Genomic DNA, 15,469 nt, shown 5'->3' with positions numbered 1-15,469 from the left:
CTCGGGCGCGGAGCGCCCCGCCGGGCGCGTGCCGTACGGCACAGCCGGCGCAACCCGGTACGGCAGACGCAGCCGACGCAGTCGGCACGGCCCCGGGATCGCGTGCCGTCAGGCGCGTTCCGGGAGCGGCTCCGGCACCACGCGCGATGGGGGCAAGCGGCCCGAGTCGACGCCGTCGAGCACCCGGCCGGCCGCCCCGAGCGCCGCGGCGTCGTGCCCCAGGGTGGAAGCGGCGATGCGCAACCCGCCGGTGTCCGGGGCGATCGTGCGCAGGCGCACCTCCTCCTCGACGGTGGCCAGCATGAAGGGCGCGAGCGGCACGTAGTAGCCGCCGAGGATCACCACTTCGGGGTTCAGCAGGTTGGACAGGATCGCCACACCGCGCCCGAGGTCGCGGGCCACGCGGTGGAGCCTGGCGAGCGTGGCCCTGTCTCCGGCGTGCGCCAGCCGTACGATCTGGGCGATCTCAGGCTCGATCTCGGTGGGTGAGGCGACCGCGCGGTCGAGAACGGCGCCGATGCCCGCGACGGCCTCCAGGCATCCGACACGACCGCAGCGGCACGAGTGCCCCTCGGGGTCGATCTGCACGTGACCCAGTTCACCGCCGTATCCCCGTCCGCCCCGGCGGAGCCGCCCGTCGAGCACGACGCCCGCGCCGACGCCGATCTCCCCGGTCAGGTAGACGAGGTTCTGGGCGCCGTTGAAGGCGCCGAACCGCTGCTCGGCCATGGCGGCGAAGTTGGCGTCATTCTCCACCTCGACGGGGAACTCCGGTTCGCGCAGCGCCCTGCGCAGGTCGCCGTAGAGGTCGACGTCGGTCCAGCCGAGGTTGGGCGCGAGCCGTACGGCACCGCGCATGTCGACCAGTCCCGGCACGGCCACCGCCAGGCCGAGGACCTGGCGTCCCTCTCTGGACATGCGGTTGACCACGCGCCGGGCGAGCCCCGCGACCTCCGATACGGCCTCGTCGGCCACGGCGTCGGTGCCGGGGAAGAAACGGCGCCACGACAGCAGGCGTTCTCCCGCGAGGTCGATGACCACGGCGGTCAGGTAGTCGACGTTGATCTCGATGCCGACGGCGGAGAACGGCGCTCCGTCAAGGACGATCATCGTGGCGGGGCGGCCGACACGGTTCTCCGTCAGGCCGATCTCGCGCAGCATCCCCCGGTCCATCAGATCGGCCACGAGGCTCGACACCGTGGCCTTGTTGAGTCCGGTCATGGCGGCGATGTCGGCACGCGAACAGGGGGCGTGCTCTCTGACGAAACGGAGCACGACCGACAGATTGGTGACCCGGACGTCGGTGAAGTCCGCGGGGCGCGGCCCCCTCGCAGAAGTGATCAAGGTCAGCCTCGTTCGTGGATGTGGCCCGCCCCAATCATGCCGCATCCGCCTCCGCGAGCGGCAAAGGCCACCGGGGAAGCACGAAAGGACCGGGCCGACGGGCGACCTGACCTCGCCCGCCGGCACCGGCTTCCCCAACAATGCCGACAGAACCAGTCGGCGCGCAACCCTACGCACCCGAAACAAGAACATCGGACGGACAGATTTGGTTCTGTCCGCTATGCCGTTCGTGCTGGGTTTTGCACGACCGAATGCCGAGATTTCGGGCAGCACAGCCCCCAGCGTGCCCGCTGCCGGCGGCGTCCAACGGAGGAACGGCCGGGGAGAGCCCAAGTCGGCCGCAGATCCTTTCGCCGCGCACGACGGCTCACGTCGCCACCGCCGTTCGCAGGGGTTTCAGGCCCCTTGAAGAACACCGCGAACACCGCGAACACCGCGACCGCCACCGTGCCGACATCTCCCCGGGAGGGCCGCCCCATATTCGACCGGCCCGATCGCTCACGTGTGTCCACCGCTTCCGGAAGCAGATCTCGATCGCGCACACAAGAAGGGTTTGATCGGCGATTCATTCAATCGCCGTCATATGCCGCCGCAGCGCCGGGCGGAGGCCGCCGCAATGAGCATTCGGCCGACCACGCTCCGCATCGCAAAGGGAAGGCGCATGCTCATCGGACATGCATGCCCGAACGGCCGCGCCATGCCCACTGCCAGCGGTTATGCCATGCGCCATGGGCGGACACGCACAGAGAGCCCGACCGCGGGGGATCAAATTTCGGAATCAATTCCCAGGCTCGTCTATCGCAGAGAACTGCGGCGTTCTTATGATTCACACGAACTCCACCGCACCGCTCATGCGGTTTCCCGTTGTTCGCCCTGAACGTGCTCGGCCCGTAACCCGTTTCCCCGGATCACCGCTGGTCTTCCACTCCTGGAGAGGTCCGATGTCAGGGTATGACGAAGTCGAATCCATGCCGCGGGACGTGTCGGTCGCCCGGGCGATCATGTGGGTGCAGGCGGGCCTTGGCGTGATCGCCCTGCTGTTCCTCATCATCTTCCTCTCCGAGGTGCCCGCAGAGGCGGACCTCGGGCCCACCGGGCTGCTCCTGTTCCTCCCCACCACCGTGACCACGGTGCTATTGGCCGTACTCGCCTCCGCCGTCCGGTCACGCCGGAAATGGGTGCGGATCACGGCTTTGGTCGTGCAGGGCCTCGGCCTGCTCGGCCCGCTGATCACGACTGCCTCGGGCGAGAGCGTCACCGTCTTCAACCTGCTCGGCATGCTGCTGCCGCTCGTCGTGATCTGGATGCTCGCCCGTTCCGCCTCGGCGGAGTGGTTCAATCGGTGAACGGGCCCAGAACGCCGCACCGCGGCCACCGCGGCCACCGCGACCGCCGATCTCCACCGGGGTGAACGGCCGTCCCGGCGAGCGGCCGTACGGCGGACGCCGGGCGCAGAGCTCTCCCGTGCCGCTCAGGCCGGGGCTTCGACGTGGTCGACGAGGGCGGTGGCGCCTTCCTCGCGGGCGCAGTGGGCGCAGCAGAACCAGTGCTGGCCGGCTTCGACACCGTGGCCGATGATGCGGCAGCCGCAGTGCTCGCAGATGGGCGCCATCTTCTGGATGGCGCACTCGAAGCAGTCGAAGGTGTGCACGACGCCTTGAGCGTGCACCTCGAAGGCCATGTGGTAGTCATTTCCGCAGGTCTCACAAGCAGCCATCTTTTCCCCCAAAAGGTGTCCGGGGGTTCCCTACCCCGGGGGACCGCGGCGAAGCATCGGCGCGGGACGACCGCGGCGGAGCGTCGGCGCGGCGGGGACGGCGGCGATGGAGCGGGCCCCAGACCGACCCCCGTGCAGGGGCCCGACGATCGACCAGAGAGAATTCAGAAGGTCTTTACAGCGGCCTTACGGCCCGCTCTGTAGTTATCTCATTGGTAACAAAAGCATCACGCCGGGGGGCATGGATGACGAGGTTCACGGTAGTTCCAGATCACACGCCGCGCCACAAGGTCAGGCACATCCGCTCGGCGGCGGGGCGGCGCCGTACGGGAGATTCGAAGGTTGTGGACCTGCGCGCCTACACGGGCAGGAACGTGCTCCACTTCCCCGCGGGGAAGGAACCCACGCCCGCGGCTTGACAGCACGCTGTCAGGCCGCGCGGCCCGGCCGACGGGCCGCGCGACCGAGCCGAGCGACCGGGACACGCGACCGGGCCGTCAGGCCGCCGGCACCGAGAAGTGGCAGGCGGCGAGGTGGGCGTGGGGGCCGGTGAGCTCGGGGGCCTGTTCGGCGCAGAGGTCCTGAGCCTGGTGGCAGCGGGTGCGGAAACGGCAGCCGGAGGGGGGATCGACGGGGCTCGGGGGGTCGCCGGCGAGGATGACGCGCTCGCGGTGCCGGGCCTGCGGCCGGGGAATGGGGGCGGCGGACAGCAGCGCCTTGGTGTAGGGGTGGGCGGGCGTGCCGTACACCTCGGCGGCGGGGCCGAGCTCGGCCATCCGGCCCAGATACATGACGCCGACGCGGTGGGAGACGTGTCGCACGACGGCGAGGTCGTGGGCGATGAACACGAGGGCGACGCCGAGAGTGCGCTGGAGGTCGGCGAGGAGGTTCACCACCTGGGCCTGCACCGACATGTCGAGGGCGGACACCGGTTCGTCGCAGACGATCACCTCGGGCTCCGTCGCCAAGGCGCGCGCGATGCCGATGCGCTGCCGCTGGCCGCCGGAGAACTCGTGCGGGAACCTGTTCATGAGTTCCGGAGCCAGGCCGACGAGTTCGAGGAGTTCACCCACCTTGGCCCGCCTCGCCTGCCGGCTCGCGGCGAGCCCGTGCACGTCGAGGGGTTCGGCGATGATTTCGAGCACGGTCATGCGGGGGTTGAGCGAGGTCAGCGGGTCCTGGAAGACCATCTGGACGCGGCGCCGCACGTCGCGGGGGATGCTTCCGCGCCCCGACGCGAACGGCTTGCCATGGAAGGTGACCTCTCCCCTGTCGGGGCGTTCCAGCCCGACGAGCATGCGGGCGAGGGTCGACTTGCCGCAGCCGGATTCCCCCACGATGCCCAGCGTCTCCCCTGCCTTCAGCGTGAGGCTGACCCCGGCGACGGCGTGGACGCCGCCGCTCTTGCCGAAGATGCGGTTTCCGTAGGTCTTGTGCAGGTCGACGGCCGCGAGCACCGGCTCAGTTGACGGCGGCATGCAGCACCTCCTCGGTGTGGTGGCAGGCGGCGGTGCGGTGGGGATGCCCGACGAGCGGGGTCAGCGCGGGCAGCCGGTCGGCGCAGATCTCGGTTGACCTGGTGCAACGCGGTGCGAACGCGCAGCCGGCGCCGACCGCGCCTGGCCTTGGCGGGGTTCCGGGGATCGCGAGCAGCTCCGAGCTCGGGCGGTCCAGGTCGGGGATCGCGGCGAGAAGCGCCTCGGTGTAGGGGTGGGCGGGCCGGTCGTAGAGGTCTTCCACCGGAGAGGTCTCGACGATCCTCCCGGCGTACATCACCGCGATTCGGTCGGCGACCTCGGCGGCGACGCCGAGGTCGTGGGTGATGAGGAGTACGGCGGTGCCGAGTTCCCGGCGCAGCCGGTCGATGAGCCGCAGGATCTGTGCCTGGACGGTGACGTCCAGCGCGGTCGTGGGCTCGTCGGCGATCAGCAGGGCCGGTTCGAGGGCGACGGCCATCGCGATGAGGATGCGCTGGCGCATGCCGCCGGAGAACTGGTGGGGATAGTCGCGCACGCGGTCCCTGGCCGCGGGGATGCCGACGAGTTCCAGCAGGTCGACGGCCCGTTCCCTGGCCTCTTTGCGGGAGGCGCCGCGGTGCACGCGGAACAGTTCGCCGATCTGGTCGCCGATGGTGAGCACGGGGTTGAGCGCGGAGAGCGCGTCCTGGAACACCATGGTCATGGCGCTGCCGCGCAGCAGCCGGCGGTTCTCCGGCGTCATGGCGAGCAGGTCGCGGCCTCCGACCATGGCACGTTCCATGCGGACGTCGACATGGGGCTGGTCGTGTAGGCCCATGATCGCCCGAGCGGTCACCGACTTCCCGGAGCCGGACTCGCCGAGCAGGGCGAGGGTCTCGCCCGGCCTGATGACCAGGTCCACGCCGCGTACGGCGGGCACCGCGCCCGTGGACGTGTTGAACGTGACCTTCAGGTCACGGACCTCCAGCGCCGCGGGGGCCCGCTCATCGGACGTGGCGGGGGCCGGCTTGGCCATCGCGCCTCCTCATGACTTCACGCCTCCGGCCTCCCGACCGGAGGCCCGGTGGCCGTCCACCCTAAACGGAGATGAACGAACTCTTCCGAACGACCCTTCCGAACAACTCTTCTGAACGACTTTTCCGAACACGGCGCCGTGCGCGGCGTCTGCCGTCCCCATCGACCGCTGTCCGAAACCTGGCCCAGTATTGACCGACATGACGAATTCTGGCAAGCTCCTCGCCAAGTTCGCCGAATGATGGCGTGACGCCAGGAGGCTTCGACGGAAAGCGGCGAAGTCCGACCGTAACCCAGAGGGGGACATCGCACAGTGCTGGAGCCTGCGAAGCGCTACACCGGTTACCGCTCCTACGAGTACCTGGAGGCGGGCGTCGACTACCGCGAGTTCGACCTCGTCCCAGAGATTGGCCGCGTCCCGGCCTATCAGGGCATCTCGCTCGACACTCAGCAGAAGGAGCGCACCGCTCGCCTCCTCGCCGAGAGCATGGTCATCTCACTCCACGACCACCCGTCGATCTTCCCGAAGGAGATCACGCAGACCGTCGACTACAACCGCACGGCACGTCACCGCACCGGATACGAGGGCCTGGCCCGCTCCGGCATGACCGTGGTCTTCGACAACCTGATGGACGGGACCTGCTGCATCACCAGCCAGGCCGGGTGGAAGTGGACCGACGTCGTCGCCGACATCGGCATGCGGCTGTCCGACATCGCCCACCAGGACTACGTCCTCAAGGTCGAGAACCTGGCCGACGTCCACAAAGCCCACGAGACCGGGCGCATGGGCCTGGTCCTCGCCCTCGAAGCCTCGACGATGATCGAGAACGAGGTCGACCGCATCGACATGCTGTACGGCTTCGGCGTCCGCCAGATGGGCATCGCCTACAGCGAGGCCAACACCCTCGGCGGCGGTCTGAAGGAGAAGAACGACGGCGGCCTCACCCTGTTCGGCGAGAAGGCCGTACGCAGGATGAACAAGCTGGGCATCGCCATCGACATCTCCCACTCCGGCGACGTCACCTGCCTCGACACCATCCGCCACTCGAACAAGCCGGTGTTCATCACCCACGCCGGCGCGCGCGGCGTGTGGCCGACGAACCGCATGAAGACCGACGAGACCATCAGGGCGATGGCCGAGCGCGGCGGTGTGATCGGCCTGGAGGCCGCCCCCCACACCACGCTCTCCCCCGCGCACCCGCTCCACTCGCTGGAGTCGGTCATGGACCACTTCACGTACTGTGTAGACCTGGTCGGCATCGACCACGTCTCGTTCGGCCCCGACACCCTTTTCGGTGACCACGTCGGTCTGCACGACACGTTCGCCGACCACCTGTCGCTGAACGAGGCGCACTACGGCGTGCCGTACGACAAGGTCCCCTATGTCGACGGCCTGGAGAACCCCGCCGAGTGCTTCTGGAACATCATCGGCTGGCTGGTCGAGCACGACTACTCCGACGACGAGATTCGCAAGGTCATCGGCGGCAACACGCTGCGGGTGCTGGAGGAGGTATGGCACTGATGCGCCGACGTGCCGCTTTGACCGCCCTCGCGGCGGCCGTCATCGCGGGGGTCGCGGCGTGCGCCCCCAGCACGCCGGGGTCCGGCGGCGGCTCGACCGGTGGTTCCGGCGGAGCCGCGGCCACGGCCGACCGGCTCACGATCGGCACGACCGCCGATGTCGTCAACTTCAACCCGCTGGTCGGCAACAGCCGTACCGACTCGTGGGTCACCAACCTCATGTACCCGCACCTCACGCAGATGGACGAGACCGGCAAGCGGATCCCGTACCTCGCGACCGAGTGGGCCTACTCCAAGGACGGCAAGACCGCCACGGTCAAGCTGCGGGACGACATGACGTGGTCCGACGGCAAGCCCGTGACCGCCGAGGACATCGTCTACACGATCGACACGGTCAAGAAGGAGAAGTTCGGCGTCGTCGCGGGTCTGATCACCGCCTACGACAAGGCGGAGGTGGTCTCGCCCACCGAGATCGAGTTCAAGCTCACCAGGCCGGATGGAACGTTCCTCCACAACATCGGCTTCTGGATGCCGATTGTGCCGAAGCACGTGTTCGAGAAGGCCCCGAGCGTGCAGAAGTTCGCCAACGACAAGGACTGGGTCAGCGCCGGGCCGTACAAGCTGACCAAGGTCGAGCGCGGCCAGCGCTACGTGATGGAGCGTGTGGAGAAGTTCGGCCCCGCCCCCAGCGGCACGCCGGGCGTCAAGGAGATCGTGTTCCGCGTCTTCCCCGACGTGAACACCGAGGTGCTGGCGCTGCGCAACGGTGACATCGACGTCATCGCCAACGTGCTCCCGCCGGCCACGGCGGTCTCGCTCAAGGGCGACTCCAAGATCAAGATGATGGAGATCCCCTCCCTCGGGTGGGCCCACCTGCAGTACAACACCAAGCGCAAGCCGCTCGACGACGTGCGGGTGCGCCAGGCGCTCGCCCACGCGGTCGACTACGAGGCCATCCGGAAGATCGCGCTGCAGGGCTTCGCCAAGACGTCCAACTCCAGCGTGCTGACACCGTCCCAGCCGGACTACTTCGACCCCACGATGAAGGAGTACGCCTTCGACGTGAACAAGTCGAAGGAGCTGCTGAAGCAGGCGGGCGTCACCAACCTGAGCCTGAACATGATCTACGACCAGGCCGACCCGAACATCGCCAAGTGGGCGCCGATGGTGCGCGACTCGGCCAAGCAGGCCGGCATCGAGATCAAACTCCAGGGCCTGGAACGCAACACGTACATCGCCAAGGGCAGCAAGCGCGACTTCGACATCTACGCGGGTTCCTGGGCCATCATGGACAACCCTCCGGCCAACATGGCCCTCGCGTTCAAGACGGGCGGGTTCATCAACTACGCCCAGGTCGAAGACCCCAAACTGGACGACCTCATCGACCAGGGGCAGCGGGCGCTCAGCCCCGCCGAGGCCAAGGGCCCCATCCAGGAGGCCGCGAAGCTGATCCACGAGCAGGTCTACGACAACGTGCTCTACGTCGAGACGTTCAACATCGCGCACTCGACGAAGTGGACCGACTTCAAGCCGATGCCGAGCGAACTGCTCTCGATCGTCAACCCGCTGTCGCTCGCCCAGGCCAAGCCCGCCCCGTAAGGGCGGGTGCCGCCACCTGATGCGAAGGAGGTCATGGTGCGGCTCAAGTTCATCGGCGTACGCCTGCTGCGAGGCCTGCTGACCCTGTGGTTCGCCGTCACCGTGACCTTCTTCCTGGTCCGGCTGCTCCCAGGCGACCCCGTCCTCGCAGTCGCCGACCCCAACATGACCGAGGAGCTGCGGGCCAAACTGCTCGCGGACTTCGGACTCGACCAGCCGCTGATGGTGCAATACCTCGACTATCTGCGGCAGCTCGTGCAGGGCAACCTCGGCATGTCGTTCCGCCAGTCCCTCCCCGTCACCGAGGTGCTGATGGAGCGACTGCCGTGGACCCTCATCCTGACCATGTCCGCCATGGTCGCCACCGTGGTCATCGGCATCCCGCTCGGAGTGCTGGCCGCCACCAAGGCCCGGGGGTGGGCCGACCGGCTGATCCAGATCGGCGGCATCACCGCCCAGTCGCTCTTCGTGCCGAGCGTCGGAATCTTCCTGCTCTACACCCTTGGCGTGCTGCTCGGCTGGTTCCCCATCGGCGGCGCGATCGACCCCGACGCCACCGGCTTCGCCGCCACCCTCAGCATGCTGCACCACCTCGTGCTCCCCTGCCTGTCGCTGGTGCTCATCCAACTCGGCAGCTACGTGCTGACCATGCGGTCCACGCTCATGGAGGCGCTCGGCGACGACTACGTCGCCCTCGCCAAGGCCAAGGGCGTACGGCCGAGCGCCGTGGTGTGGAAGCACGCCGTGCGCAACGCCCTGCTGCCGACGACCACGATCGCCGGGATCCAGCTCGGCATGCTGTTCGGCGGTGCCGTACTCACCGAGACCATCTACGCCTACCCCGGCATCGGCCGCGCGATCTACGAGGCCGTCGGGCAAATGGACTTCCCCGTGCTCCAAGGCGCGTTCGTCCTGCTCGCGGCGGCCGTGGTCGCGGCCAACCTGCTGACCGACATCGCCTACGGCTTCCTCGACCCCCGGGTGCGCACAGCATGACAGACACCACCGCCACCCCGAAGACGGCCACCCTCAGCGGCTCCGGCCTGTCGGCCGAGCCCGATCCCACGCCGGCCAGGCGCACCTGGCAGGCCTTCCGCCGCAACCCGCTCGGCGTCGGCAGTGCAATCGTGCTGGTGCTGCTGGGTGTCGTGGCGCTCTGCGCCCCGCTCATCGCGCCCTTCCCCGAGGGCTACGGCACCGACACCTCGCAGCCGCCGAGCGCCGCGCACTGGTTCGGCACCGACGATGTCGGTCAGGACGTGTTCGCCCAGGTCATCTGGGGCACCCGCGTGAGCATCACGGTCGGCGTCAGCGCCTCGGCGCTCGCCATCGTCATCGGGCTGCTTGTCGGGGTCACCGCCGCCTACTTCAAGCGGCTCGATGCGCCGCTCGGCGTGCTCATCGACCTGTGTCTGTCGCTGCCGGTGCTGCCGCTGATGATCCTGGTCGCGGCGCTGGCCGGGCCCAGCGTCCGCACGCTGGTCATCGTGATCGCCCTGTTCAGCTGGCCCGAGGTGGCGCGTGTTGTACGGTCGCAGGCGCTGGCCATCGTGCCCTTGCCGTACATCGCGGCGGCGCGGGTCGTGGGCGGGTCGCCTCTGTGGATCATCCGCAAGCATCTGCTGCCGGGTGTCGTGCCGGTCGTCGGGGTGTCGGTCGTGCTGACCACCTCGCGCGCGGTGCTGTCGGAGGCGGGGCTGGCCTTCCTCGGCCTGGGCGACCCCAACAGCTGGTCGTGGGGCACGATCCTGCACAAGGCGCAGCTGTCCGGTTCACTGGCCACCGCCTGGTGGACCACCCTCTTCCCGTCGCTGGCGATCCTCGTGCTCGTGGTCGCCGCCACCTTGCTCTCCGTCGCCTACAACGACGCCCGCAACCACCGAAGGTGAGCCCCCGCATGACCTTCTCCCAGCAGTTGCCGCCCTCGTTCTACGCGTCCGTCGTCGAACGCGTCCGCGCGGCCATGGTCGAGGAGGGCCTGTCGGCCCTCGTCCTGGACGACCCGCTGGACGTCGCCTACCTCACCGGGTTCCACCACTTCCCCAACGAGCGGCCCGTCGCGTGCTACCTCGCCCTTGAGGGCGACCCGGTGCTGCTGGTGCCGGACCTGGAACGCGAATACGCCGCCGACCAGGGCGCGCACGCCGAGATCCTGGCATATCCCGAGTTCCCCGGCGTGGTGCCGCCGTTCGCGGTGCTCGCCCGACACGTCGCGGCCCCGGCCGCCGCGGGCTACGCCCCCTCCACGCCCATCGGCCGGGTCGGCGCGCTCGGCGAGGCGTTCCCCGGCACGTCATGGCGCGGCACCACGATCGTGGAACGTGCCAGGCTGCGCAAACTCCCCGAGGAGATCGTCCTCCACGAGGAGGCCGCCCGCATCGCGGACGCCATGATCGAAGCCGGTGTGCGCCTCGTCCGCGACGCCCTCGCCGACGGCGGCCTCCCCACCGAGACCGAGCTCGCCTCCCACGTCATCGCGTACGGCTCCCGCACGATGTACGCCGAACACGACGACGTCGTCGTCGTGCCCATGCTGACCGGCGGCCTCGTGTACGGCGGAGCCAACTCGGCCCAGCCCCACCGCCTCCCCGGCGGCGACCGGCTGCGCGCCGGCGAGACCTTCATGCTGTCCCTCGGCTGCGCCGTCGGCGGCCGTTTCGTCGAAAGCGAGCGCACCTTCATCCTCGGCGAGCCCACCGCCGACCAGCGCCACTACTACGAGACGGTCCTGCTCGCCCAGGAGACCGGCACGCAGGCCCTGCTCGCCGGGGCGACCTGCGCCTCGGCCAACCAGACCTGCCTCGCGGTCATCCGCGACGCCGGCCTCGGCGAATACCTGCGCCACCGGCAGGGCCACGGCATCGGCCTCGGCTTCCACGAGCCGCCGTGGCTCGAAGACGGGGACGACACCGTGCTCGCCCCCGGGATGATCCTGTCCAGCGAGCCCGGGATCTACATCCCCGGCCACGCGGGCTACCGCATCTCCGACACCGTCCTGGTCACCGGCGACGGGCCGCGCAGGCTCACGGCCTACCCCAAGGCGCTCGCCGACATCGTCATCGCCTGACCGCACCCACTCTAGGAGCCCCAGATGTACGTGCAGATCAACGGCAATCGCCTGCACATCGAGGTGCTGGGCGACCGGCCGGGCGTCCCCACGATCATCGCCCACCACGGCGCCCCCGGCCTCGGCTCCCTCGCCGAGCCACGCGCGAGCTTCGGACGCCTCGCCGACGCCTACCGCGTCGTCGTGTTCGACGCCCGCGGCTCCGGCGCCAGCGACGACAACGGCCCCTTCACCCACGAGCAGTGGGTCGCCGACGTCGACGCGATCCGCGCATGGATCGGCGCCGAACAGATCGTCATCGCCGGCGGGTCGTACGGCGGATTCATCGCCATGGAATACGCCGTCGCCCACCCCGACCGGGTCAGCGCCATGGTGCTCCGCGACACCGCCGCCGACAACGCCAACCAGGAACTCGCCACCCGCAACGCCCTCGAATCCGCCCGTGTCACCATCGACCAGGCGAAGTTCGTCCGCATCATGACCGGCACCGTGCGCGACGACGCCGACCTGCGGGACTGCTGGACCGAGATCCTCCCCCTCTACGACCACGACTACGACCCCGCCCTCGTCGCCAAGCGCGCGGAAGCCACGCCGTACCATTACCGCACGCACAACTATGCGTTCTCAGTGAACCAGCACGCCTACGACCTCAAGTCCGCGCTGCCGGGGGTCACCGCCCCCACCCTCATCACCGTCGGACGCCACGACTGGATCACTCCCGTCGCGTGCAGCGAGACCATCGCCGACCTGATCCCGCAGTCCACCCTCGTGGTCTTCGAGAACTCCGGCCACTCACCTCAAGCGGAGGAGGCCGACCTGTGGGAGGCGACCGTACGCGAGTTCCTTGAGGAGGTGCACGCGACCCGCTGAACGCGCCAAGATGCATGCAATGAACGATCTAGATTCACTCGACCGGCAGATCCTCGCCGCCCTCCACGTGAACGGGCGGGCGAGTTGGACGGACATCTCGCAGGTGCTGGGCACGTCCACCACCACCGTGGCCCGCAGGGCACAGCAGCTCATCTCCGACGGCATGGCGTGCGTGGCGGTCCTCCCGCACCTGGAGCACGCCGGCCCGGTCGACGTGTTCATGGTCCGTCTGAGCTGCGCCCCCGGCAGCCAGCTCCGGGTGGCCGGCATGCTGAGCCGCCGCCCGGAGATCCGGTTCGTCAGCGTCGTCACCGGGAGCCACGACATCGTGTTCGAGCTCGTGGCCCCCAAGCACCGCGAGCTCTTCTCCCTGCTCGTCGACGAGGTGCAGGGCATCCCCGGAGCCCTGCACAGCCAGGCCGACCTGGTGCTCCACACCTACAAGGTCTCCTACGACTGGAGCATGCAGGTCCTCGACCGCAAAGCCGGGCACCTCGCCGTCCCGCCCCCGCCCCACCGGTGCGGCGTCGGCCACCTCGACCCCCTCGACATGGACATCCTCAACGCCCTGCGTGACGACGGCCGCGCCAGCTTCCTGTCGGTCGCCAAACGGCTCGGCGTCAGCGAAAGCACCGTACGGCGGCGCTTCGAGACCATGACCGAACGCGGCTGCGCCACCGTCGCCACCTTCGTCCCCGCCTCCGCCCTCGGGTACGAAGCCGAAGTGCTGTTCTGGCTGTCCGTCGCCCCCGACGCCCTCGACGACATCGCCGCCAGCCTCACCGAGCACCGCGGCGTGCGGTTCATCGCCTCCACCCTCGGCCAGTCCTCCCTCATGTGCGAAGTGATCATGCCGACCACGGCCGACATCCACCACTTCACCAGCCGCACCCTCGCCGGCATCCCCGGCATCCGCTCCTGGACCGCCAGCGTCCAGATCCTCAACGTGAAGCGGGCCTTCCTCCCCGTCCCCTGGGCCCAGCACCGCATAGCCTCCGCCCTCAGCGGCGAAGCTCCCTAACCGGCGGGCAATGATAAGCGGACCTATAATAGGTCCACTTATCATCGGGGGGTTTCAGCGCCGCGGGCTTCATGCCGCGCCTCCACGACATCGCCGAGACCCGGCCGGATGTCCACCTTGTCCACCTTGACCGCCTCTACGAAGGGTCCTGACCGCCATCCGGTCCGAGCGACTCCAAGGGCATGTCGGGCGGTAGCGGCCCACCGGCGACCACCTGACCGGACAGCGGATCACGACTGTGAACGTGCCTCGATCCGCACCATATAGCCCTGGATGATGGAGATGTATTCGCGACGAAGCGGCTCTTCCTCGAGATAGCCCATATGGGCGGCGCCGGCCTGCGTGACATGCTCGGAGTCCGGGATGCGGGCGGCGATGTCGGCGAGGTGTGAAGGCACACATTCATCGAACTCGCCGCCGAGGACCAGCGTGGGAACCCGGATCCGTGCAAGCTTGTCGACGATGTCCCAGTCCTTGAGAGTTCCCGACACGTGGTAATCCGCATGGCCGATCAGCGTTTTGAAGGTGATCAGACTCATGAGATCCGGGTCGAGATTCACCGACGACGTGCGGAGGACGCACGCGCGCATGTATTCCCCTTGGGCGACCCAGTAGTCGGGATCACCGGTCTCTCCCCGCAGCTCACGACCATAGGTGCGGTCCAGCACATCGCCCGGTAGCCCCGCGAGGAGCTCACGCACCTCCTTCTCGAACCGGGGCACGCTCGCCAATCCATTGGCGCAGATCAGACTTGTCCACGCGGGCGCGCGCTCCGCGGCGTATTGAAGGCCGAGCATGGCTCCCCAGGAGTGGCCGTACACGTGCGGTCGTTCCAGGCCAAGGCCTTCGACGACCGCGCCGAGTTCGTCGAGAAAGCGCTCGACCGTCAGCAGGGAAACGTCGTCGATCGCATCCGATCGCCCCACTCCGAGCTGGTCGTACCAGATGACCTCACGTTCGCGGGCGAGCGGCTCGAACGCCTCGAACAATAGATCACTCGGATAGCCCGGCCCTCCATGAACGATCAGGAGTGGCACGCCGCCATTGCCCATCCGGCGGTACCAGACTTTACCTCCCGGGACCGAGATTTCGCCTTCGATGACGTTGATCTGAGAACCTGTCATTTGCTGACCTCACATCCAACGGCCGTCTCCAGACCGTTCTGTTCTGTCAAGAATGAGAAAGTGAATCACCGCGGCGGAAATGATCCGCATTTCCGGGCTCAATTCGCCCGTAAATTGAGCGACAGCCGACGGCGAGAAGCTGGGCGGCGCAGCGGTGGCGGTGCCGGCCGGTGGCCGGAAGGTCCGGATCGCGACGCTCGCAATTACGCCCGAGCGCCGTCGCCGGGGGCGTTGCCGTCGGCCGGCACGGGGTAGACGTACTCCTCGATCCGGTCGACGAGGCCGTCTCTGAACCGGAAGTACATCATCGCGTGGAGCTCGATGCGGGACCCGTCGCGCATGGCCAGGTGAAGTACTTGCTGCTGAAGCACCTCATTCGAGTTCTGGAACTGGCGGCCGATCTCGTACCGCAGCGAATCGACGGCAGTGACAAGAGGCTTGAGCTGCTCCAGTTTCCCATCGATCGTCTGTTCCCCCTTGCCGTCGTTGTGCCACACGGTGGCCGTGTCCGTGCACATCGCCCGCATGCCGGTGAAGTCATACGCCTCCAGATGCCTCAGGCACCGAATCGCCTTCTCACTGATTTCTCCACCCATGAGGACTTTTCCTTTCTCTACCCCTTGGACATGGCCGCGGAAATGTCATTCGCGCAAGGCCGTGCGATCTACGTAAAAGCCGCTGCGGCGAATGCCTGTCCGCGTGCGCTGCGTCCAC

15 protein-coding genes are annotated in these 15,469 nt (G+C 68.4%); 9 read left to right on the top strand and 6 right to left on the bottom strand.

Annotation, left to right across the window (positions count from 1 at the left end; translation table 11 throughout):
• Positions 1–108: 108 nt before the first annotated feature.
• Positions 109–1,344: an ROK family transcriptional regulator gene (locus BLQ73_RS04395; RefSeq protein WP_176955269.1), complete on the bottom strand. Its 1,236-nt coding sequence runs from the start codon at positions 1,342–1,344 to the stop codon at positions 109–111.
• Between the two features lie 941 nt (positions 1,345–2,285).
• On the opposite strand from BLQ73_RS04395, the gene BLQ73_RS04390 reads away from it, so the two are divergent.
• Positions 2,286–2,690, top strand: coding sequence for a hypothetical protein (locus BLQ73_RS04390; protein ID WP_093168464.1), 405 nt, complete (start codon positions 2,286–2,288; stop codon positions 2,688–2,690).
• Positions 2,691–2,815: 125 nt separating this feature from the next.
• Here BLQ73_RS04390 and BLQ73_RS04385 read toward each other — a convergent pair whose 3' ends face one another.
• Positions 2,816–3,061, bottom strand: coding sequence for a hypothetical protein (locus BLQ73_RS04385; protein ID WP_093168461.1), 246 nt, complete (start codon positions 3,059–3,061; stop codon positions 2,816–2,818).
• Between the two features lie 245 nt (positions 3,062–3,306).
• Here BLQ73_RS04385 and BLQ73_RS32080 point away from each other — a divergent pair, with 245 nt between their 5' ends.
• Complete coding sequence (locus BLQ73_RS32080; protein ID WP_176955268.1) at positions 3,307–3,480, top strand: hypothetical protein; 174 nt, start codon at positions 3,307–3,309, stop codon at positions 3,478–3,480.
• A gap of 78 nt (positions 3,481–3,558) precedes the next feature.
• On the opposite strand, the gene BLQ73_RS04380 is transcribed toward BLQ73_RS32080, so the two are convergent.
• Both BLQ73_RS04380 and BLQ73_RS04375 read right to left on the bottom strand, forming a co-directional pair.
• Entirely contained in the window at positions 3,559–4,539 is a 981-nt protein-coding gene (locus BLQ73_RS04380) for an ABC transporter ATP-binding protein (RefSeq protein ID WP_093168459.1), read from the bottom strand.
• The gene (locus BLQ73_RS04375; protein ID WP_093168457.1) at positions 4,523–5,554 is read right to left on the bottom strand and encodes an ABC transporter ATP-binding protein; all 1,032 of its coding nucleotides are present in this window, start codon (positions 5,552–5,554) and stop codon (positions 4,523–4,525) included. The genes BLQ73_RS04380 and BLQ73_RS04375 overlap by 17 nt, the downstream gene beginning before the upstream one ends.
• A 312-nt stretch (positions 5,555–5,866) precedes the next feature.
• On the opposite strand from BLQ73_RS04375, the gene BLQ73_RS04370 reads away from it, so the two are divergent.
• Genes BLQ73_RS04370 through BLQ73_RS04340 form a run of 7 tightly spaced genes read left to right on the top strand, consistent with a single transcriptional unit; the run spans position 5,867 to position 13,631 of the window.
• Positions 5,867–7,075 carry a dipeptidase gene (locus BLQ73_RS04370; protein WP_093168455.1) on the top strand — a complete coding sequence of 403 codons (1,209 nt, stop codon included), beginning with the start codon at positions 5,867–5,869 and terminating at the stop codon, positions 7,073–7,075.
• Positions 7,075–8,673: an ABC transporter substrate-binding protein gene (locus tag BLQ73_RS04365; RefSeq protein WP_093168453.1), complete on the top strand. Its 1,599-nt coding sequence runs from the start codon at positions 7,075–7,077 to the stop codon at positions 8,671–8,673. Before BLQ73_RS04370 ends, BLQ73_RS04365 begins: the two co-directional genes overlap by 1 nt.
• Positions 8,674–8,706: 33 nt before the next feature.
• On the top strand, positions 8,707–9,669 hold the full coding sequence (locus tag BLQ73_RS04360) for an ABC transporter permease (protein ID WP_093168451.1): 963 nt from the start codon (positions 8,707–8,709) through the stop codon (positions 9,667–9,669).
• Positions 9,666–10,562 carry an ABC transporter permease gene (locus BLQ73_RS04355; RefSeq protein ID WP_093168449.1) on the top strand — a complete coding sequence of 299 codons (897 nt, stop codon included), beginning with the start codon at positions 9,666–9,668 and terminating at the stop codon, positions 10,560–10,562. Before BLQ73_RS04360 ends, BLQ73_RS04355 begins: the two co-directional genes overlap by 4 nt.
• Positions 10,563–10,570: 8 nt before the next feature.
• On the top strand, positions 10,571–11,740 hold the full coding sequence (locus BLQ73_RS04350; RefSeq protein ID WP_093168447.1) for a M24 family metallopeptidase: 1,170 nt from the start codon (positions 10,571–10,573) through the stop codon (positions 11,738–11,740).
• 24 nt (positions 11,741–11,764) lie between these two features.
• A complete protein-coding gene (locus tag BLQ73_RS04345; protein ID WP_093168445.1) occupies positions 11,765–12,610 on the top strand; it encodes an alpha/beta fold hydrolase in 846 nt (281 codons plus the stop codon).
• 19 nt (positions 12,611–12,629) lie between these two features.
• Positions 12,630–13,631 (top strand): Lrp/AsnC family transcriptional regulator, encoded by a 1,002-nt coding sequence (locus BLQ73_RS04340; protein WP_176955267.1) that lies wholly within the window; start codon positions 12,630–12,632, stop codon positions 13,629–13,631.
• 230 nt (positions 13,632–13,861) lie between these two features.
• Here the strand turns inward: BLQ73_RS04340 and BLQ73_RS04335 are convergent, their stop codons facing one another.
• On the bottom strand, positions 13,862–14,755 hold the full coding sequence (locus tag BLQ73_RS04335; protein ID WP_093168441.1) for a proline iminopeptidase-family hydrolase: 894 nt from the start codon (positions 14,753–14,755) through the stop codon (positions 13,862–13,864).
• 203 nt (positions 14,756–14,958) lie between these two features.
• Positions 14,959–15,351 carry a nuclear transport factor 2 family protein gene (locus BLQ73_RS04330; RefSeq protein WP_093168439.1) on the bottom strand — a complete coding sequence of 131 codons (393 nt, stop codon included), beginning with the start codon at positions 15,349–15,351 and terminating at the stop codon, positions 14,959–14,961.
• Positions 15,352–15,469: the final 118 nt, after the last annotated feature.

The sequence above is a fragment of the Sinosporangium album genome (assembly GCF_900100605.1).
GTDB classification, from domain to species: Bacteria; Actinomycetota; Actinomycetes; order Streptosporangiales; family Streptosporangiaceae; genus Sinosporangium; species Sinosporangium album.
The sequence above is the reverse complement of the archived record's forward strand: the minus strand, read 5'-3'. Positions and strand labels throughout refer to the sequence as shown.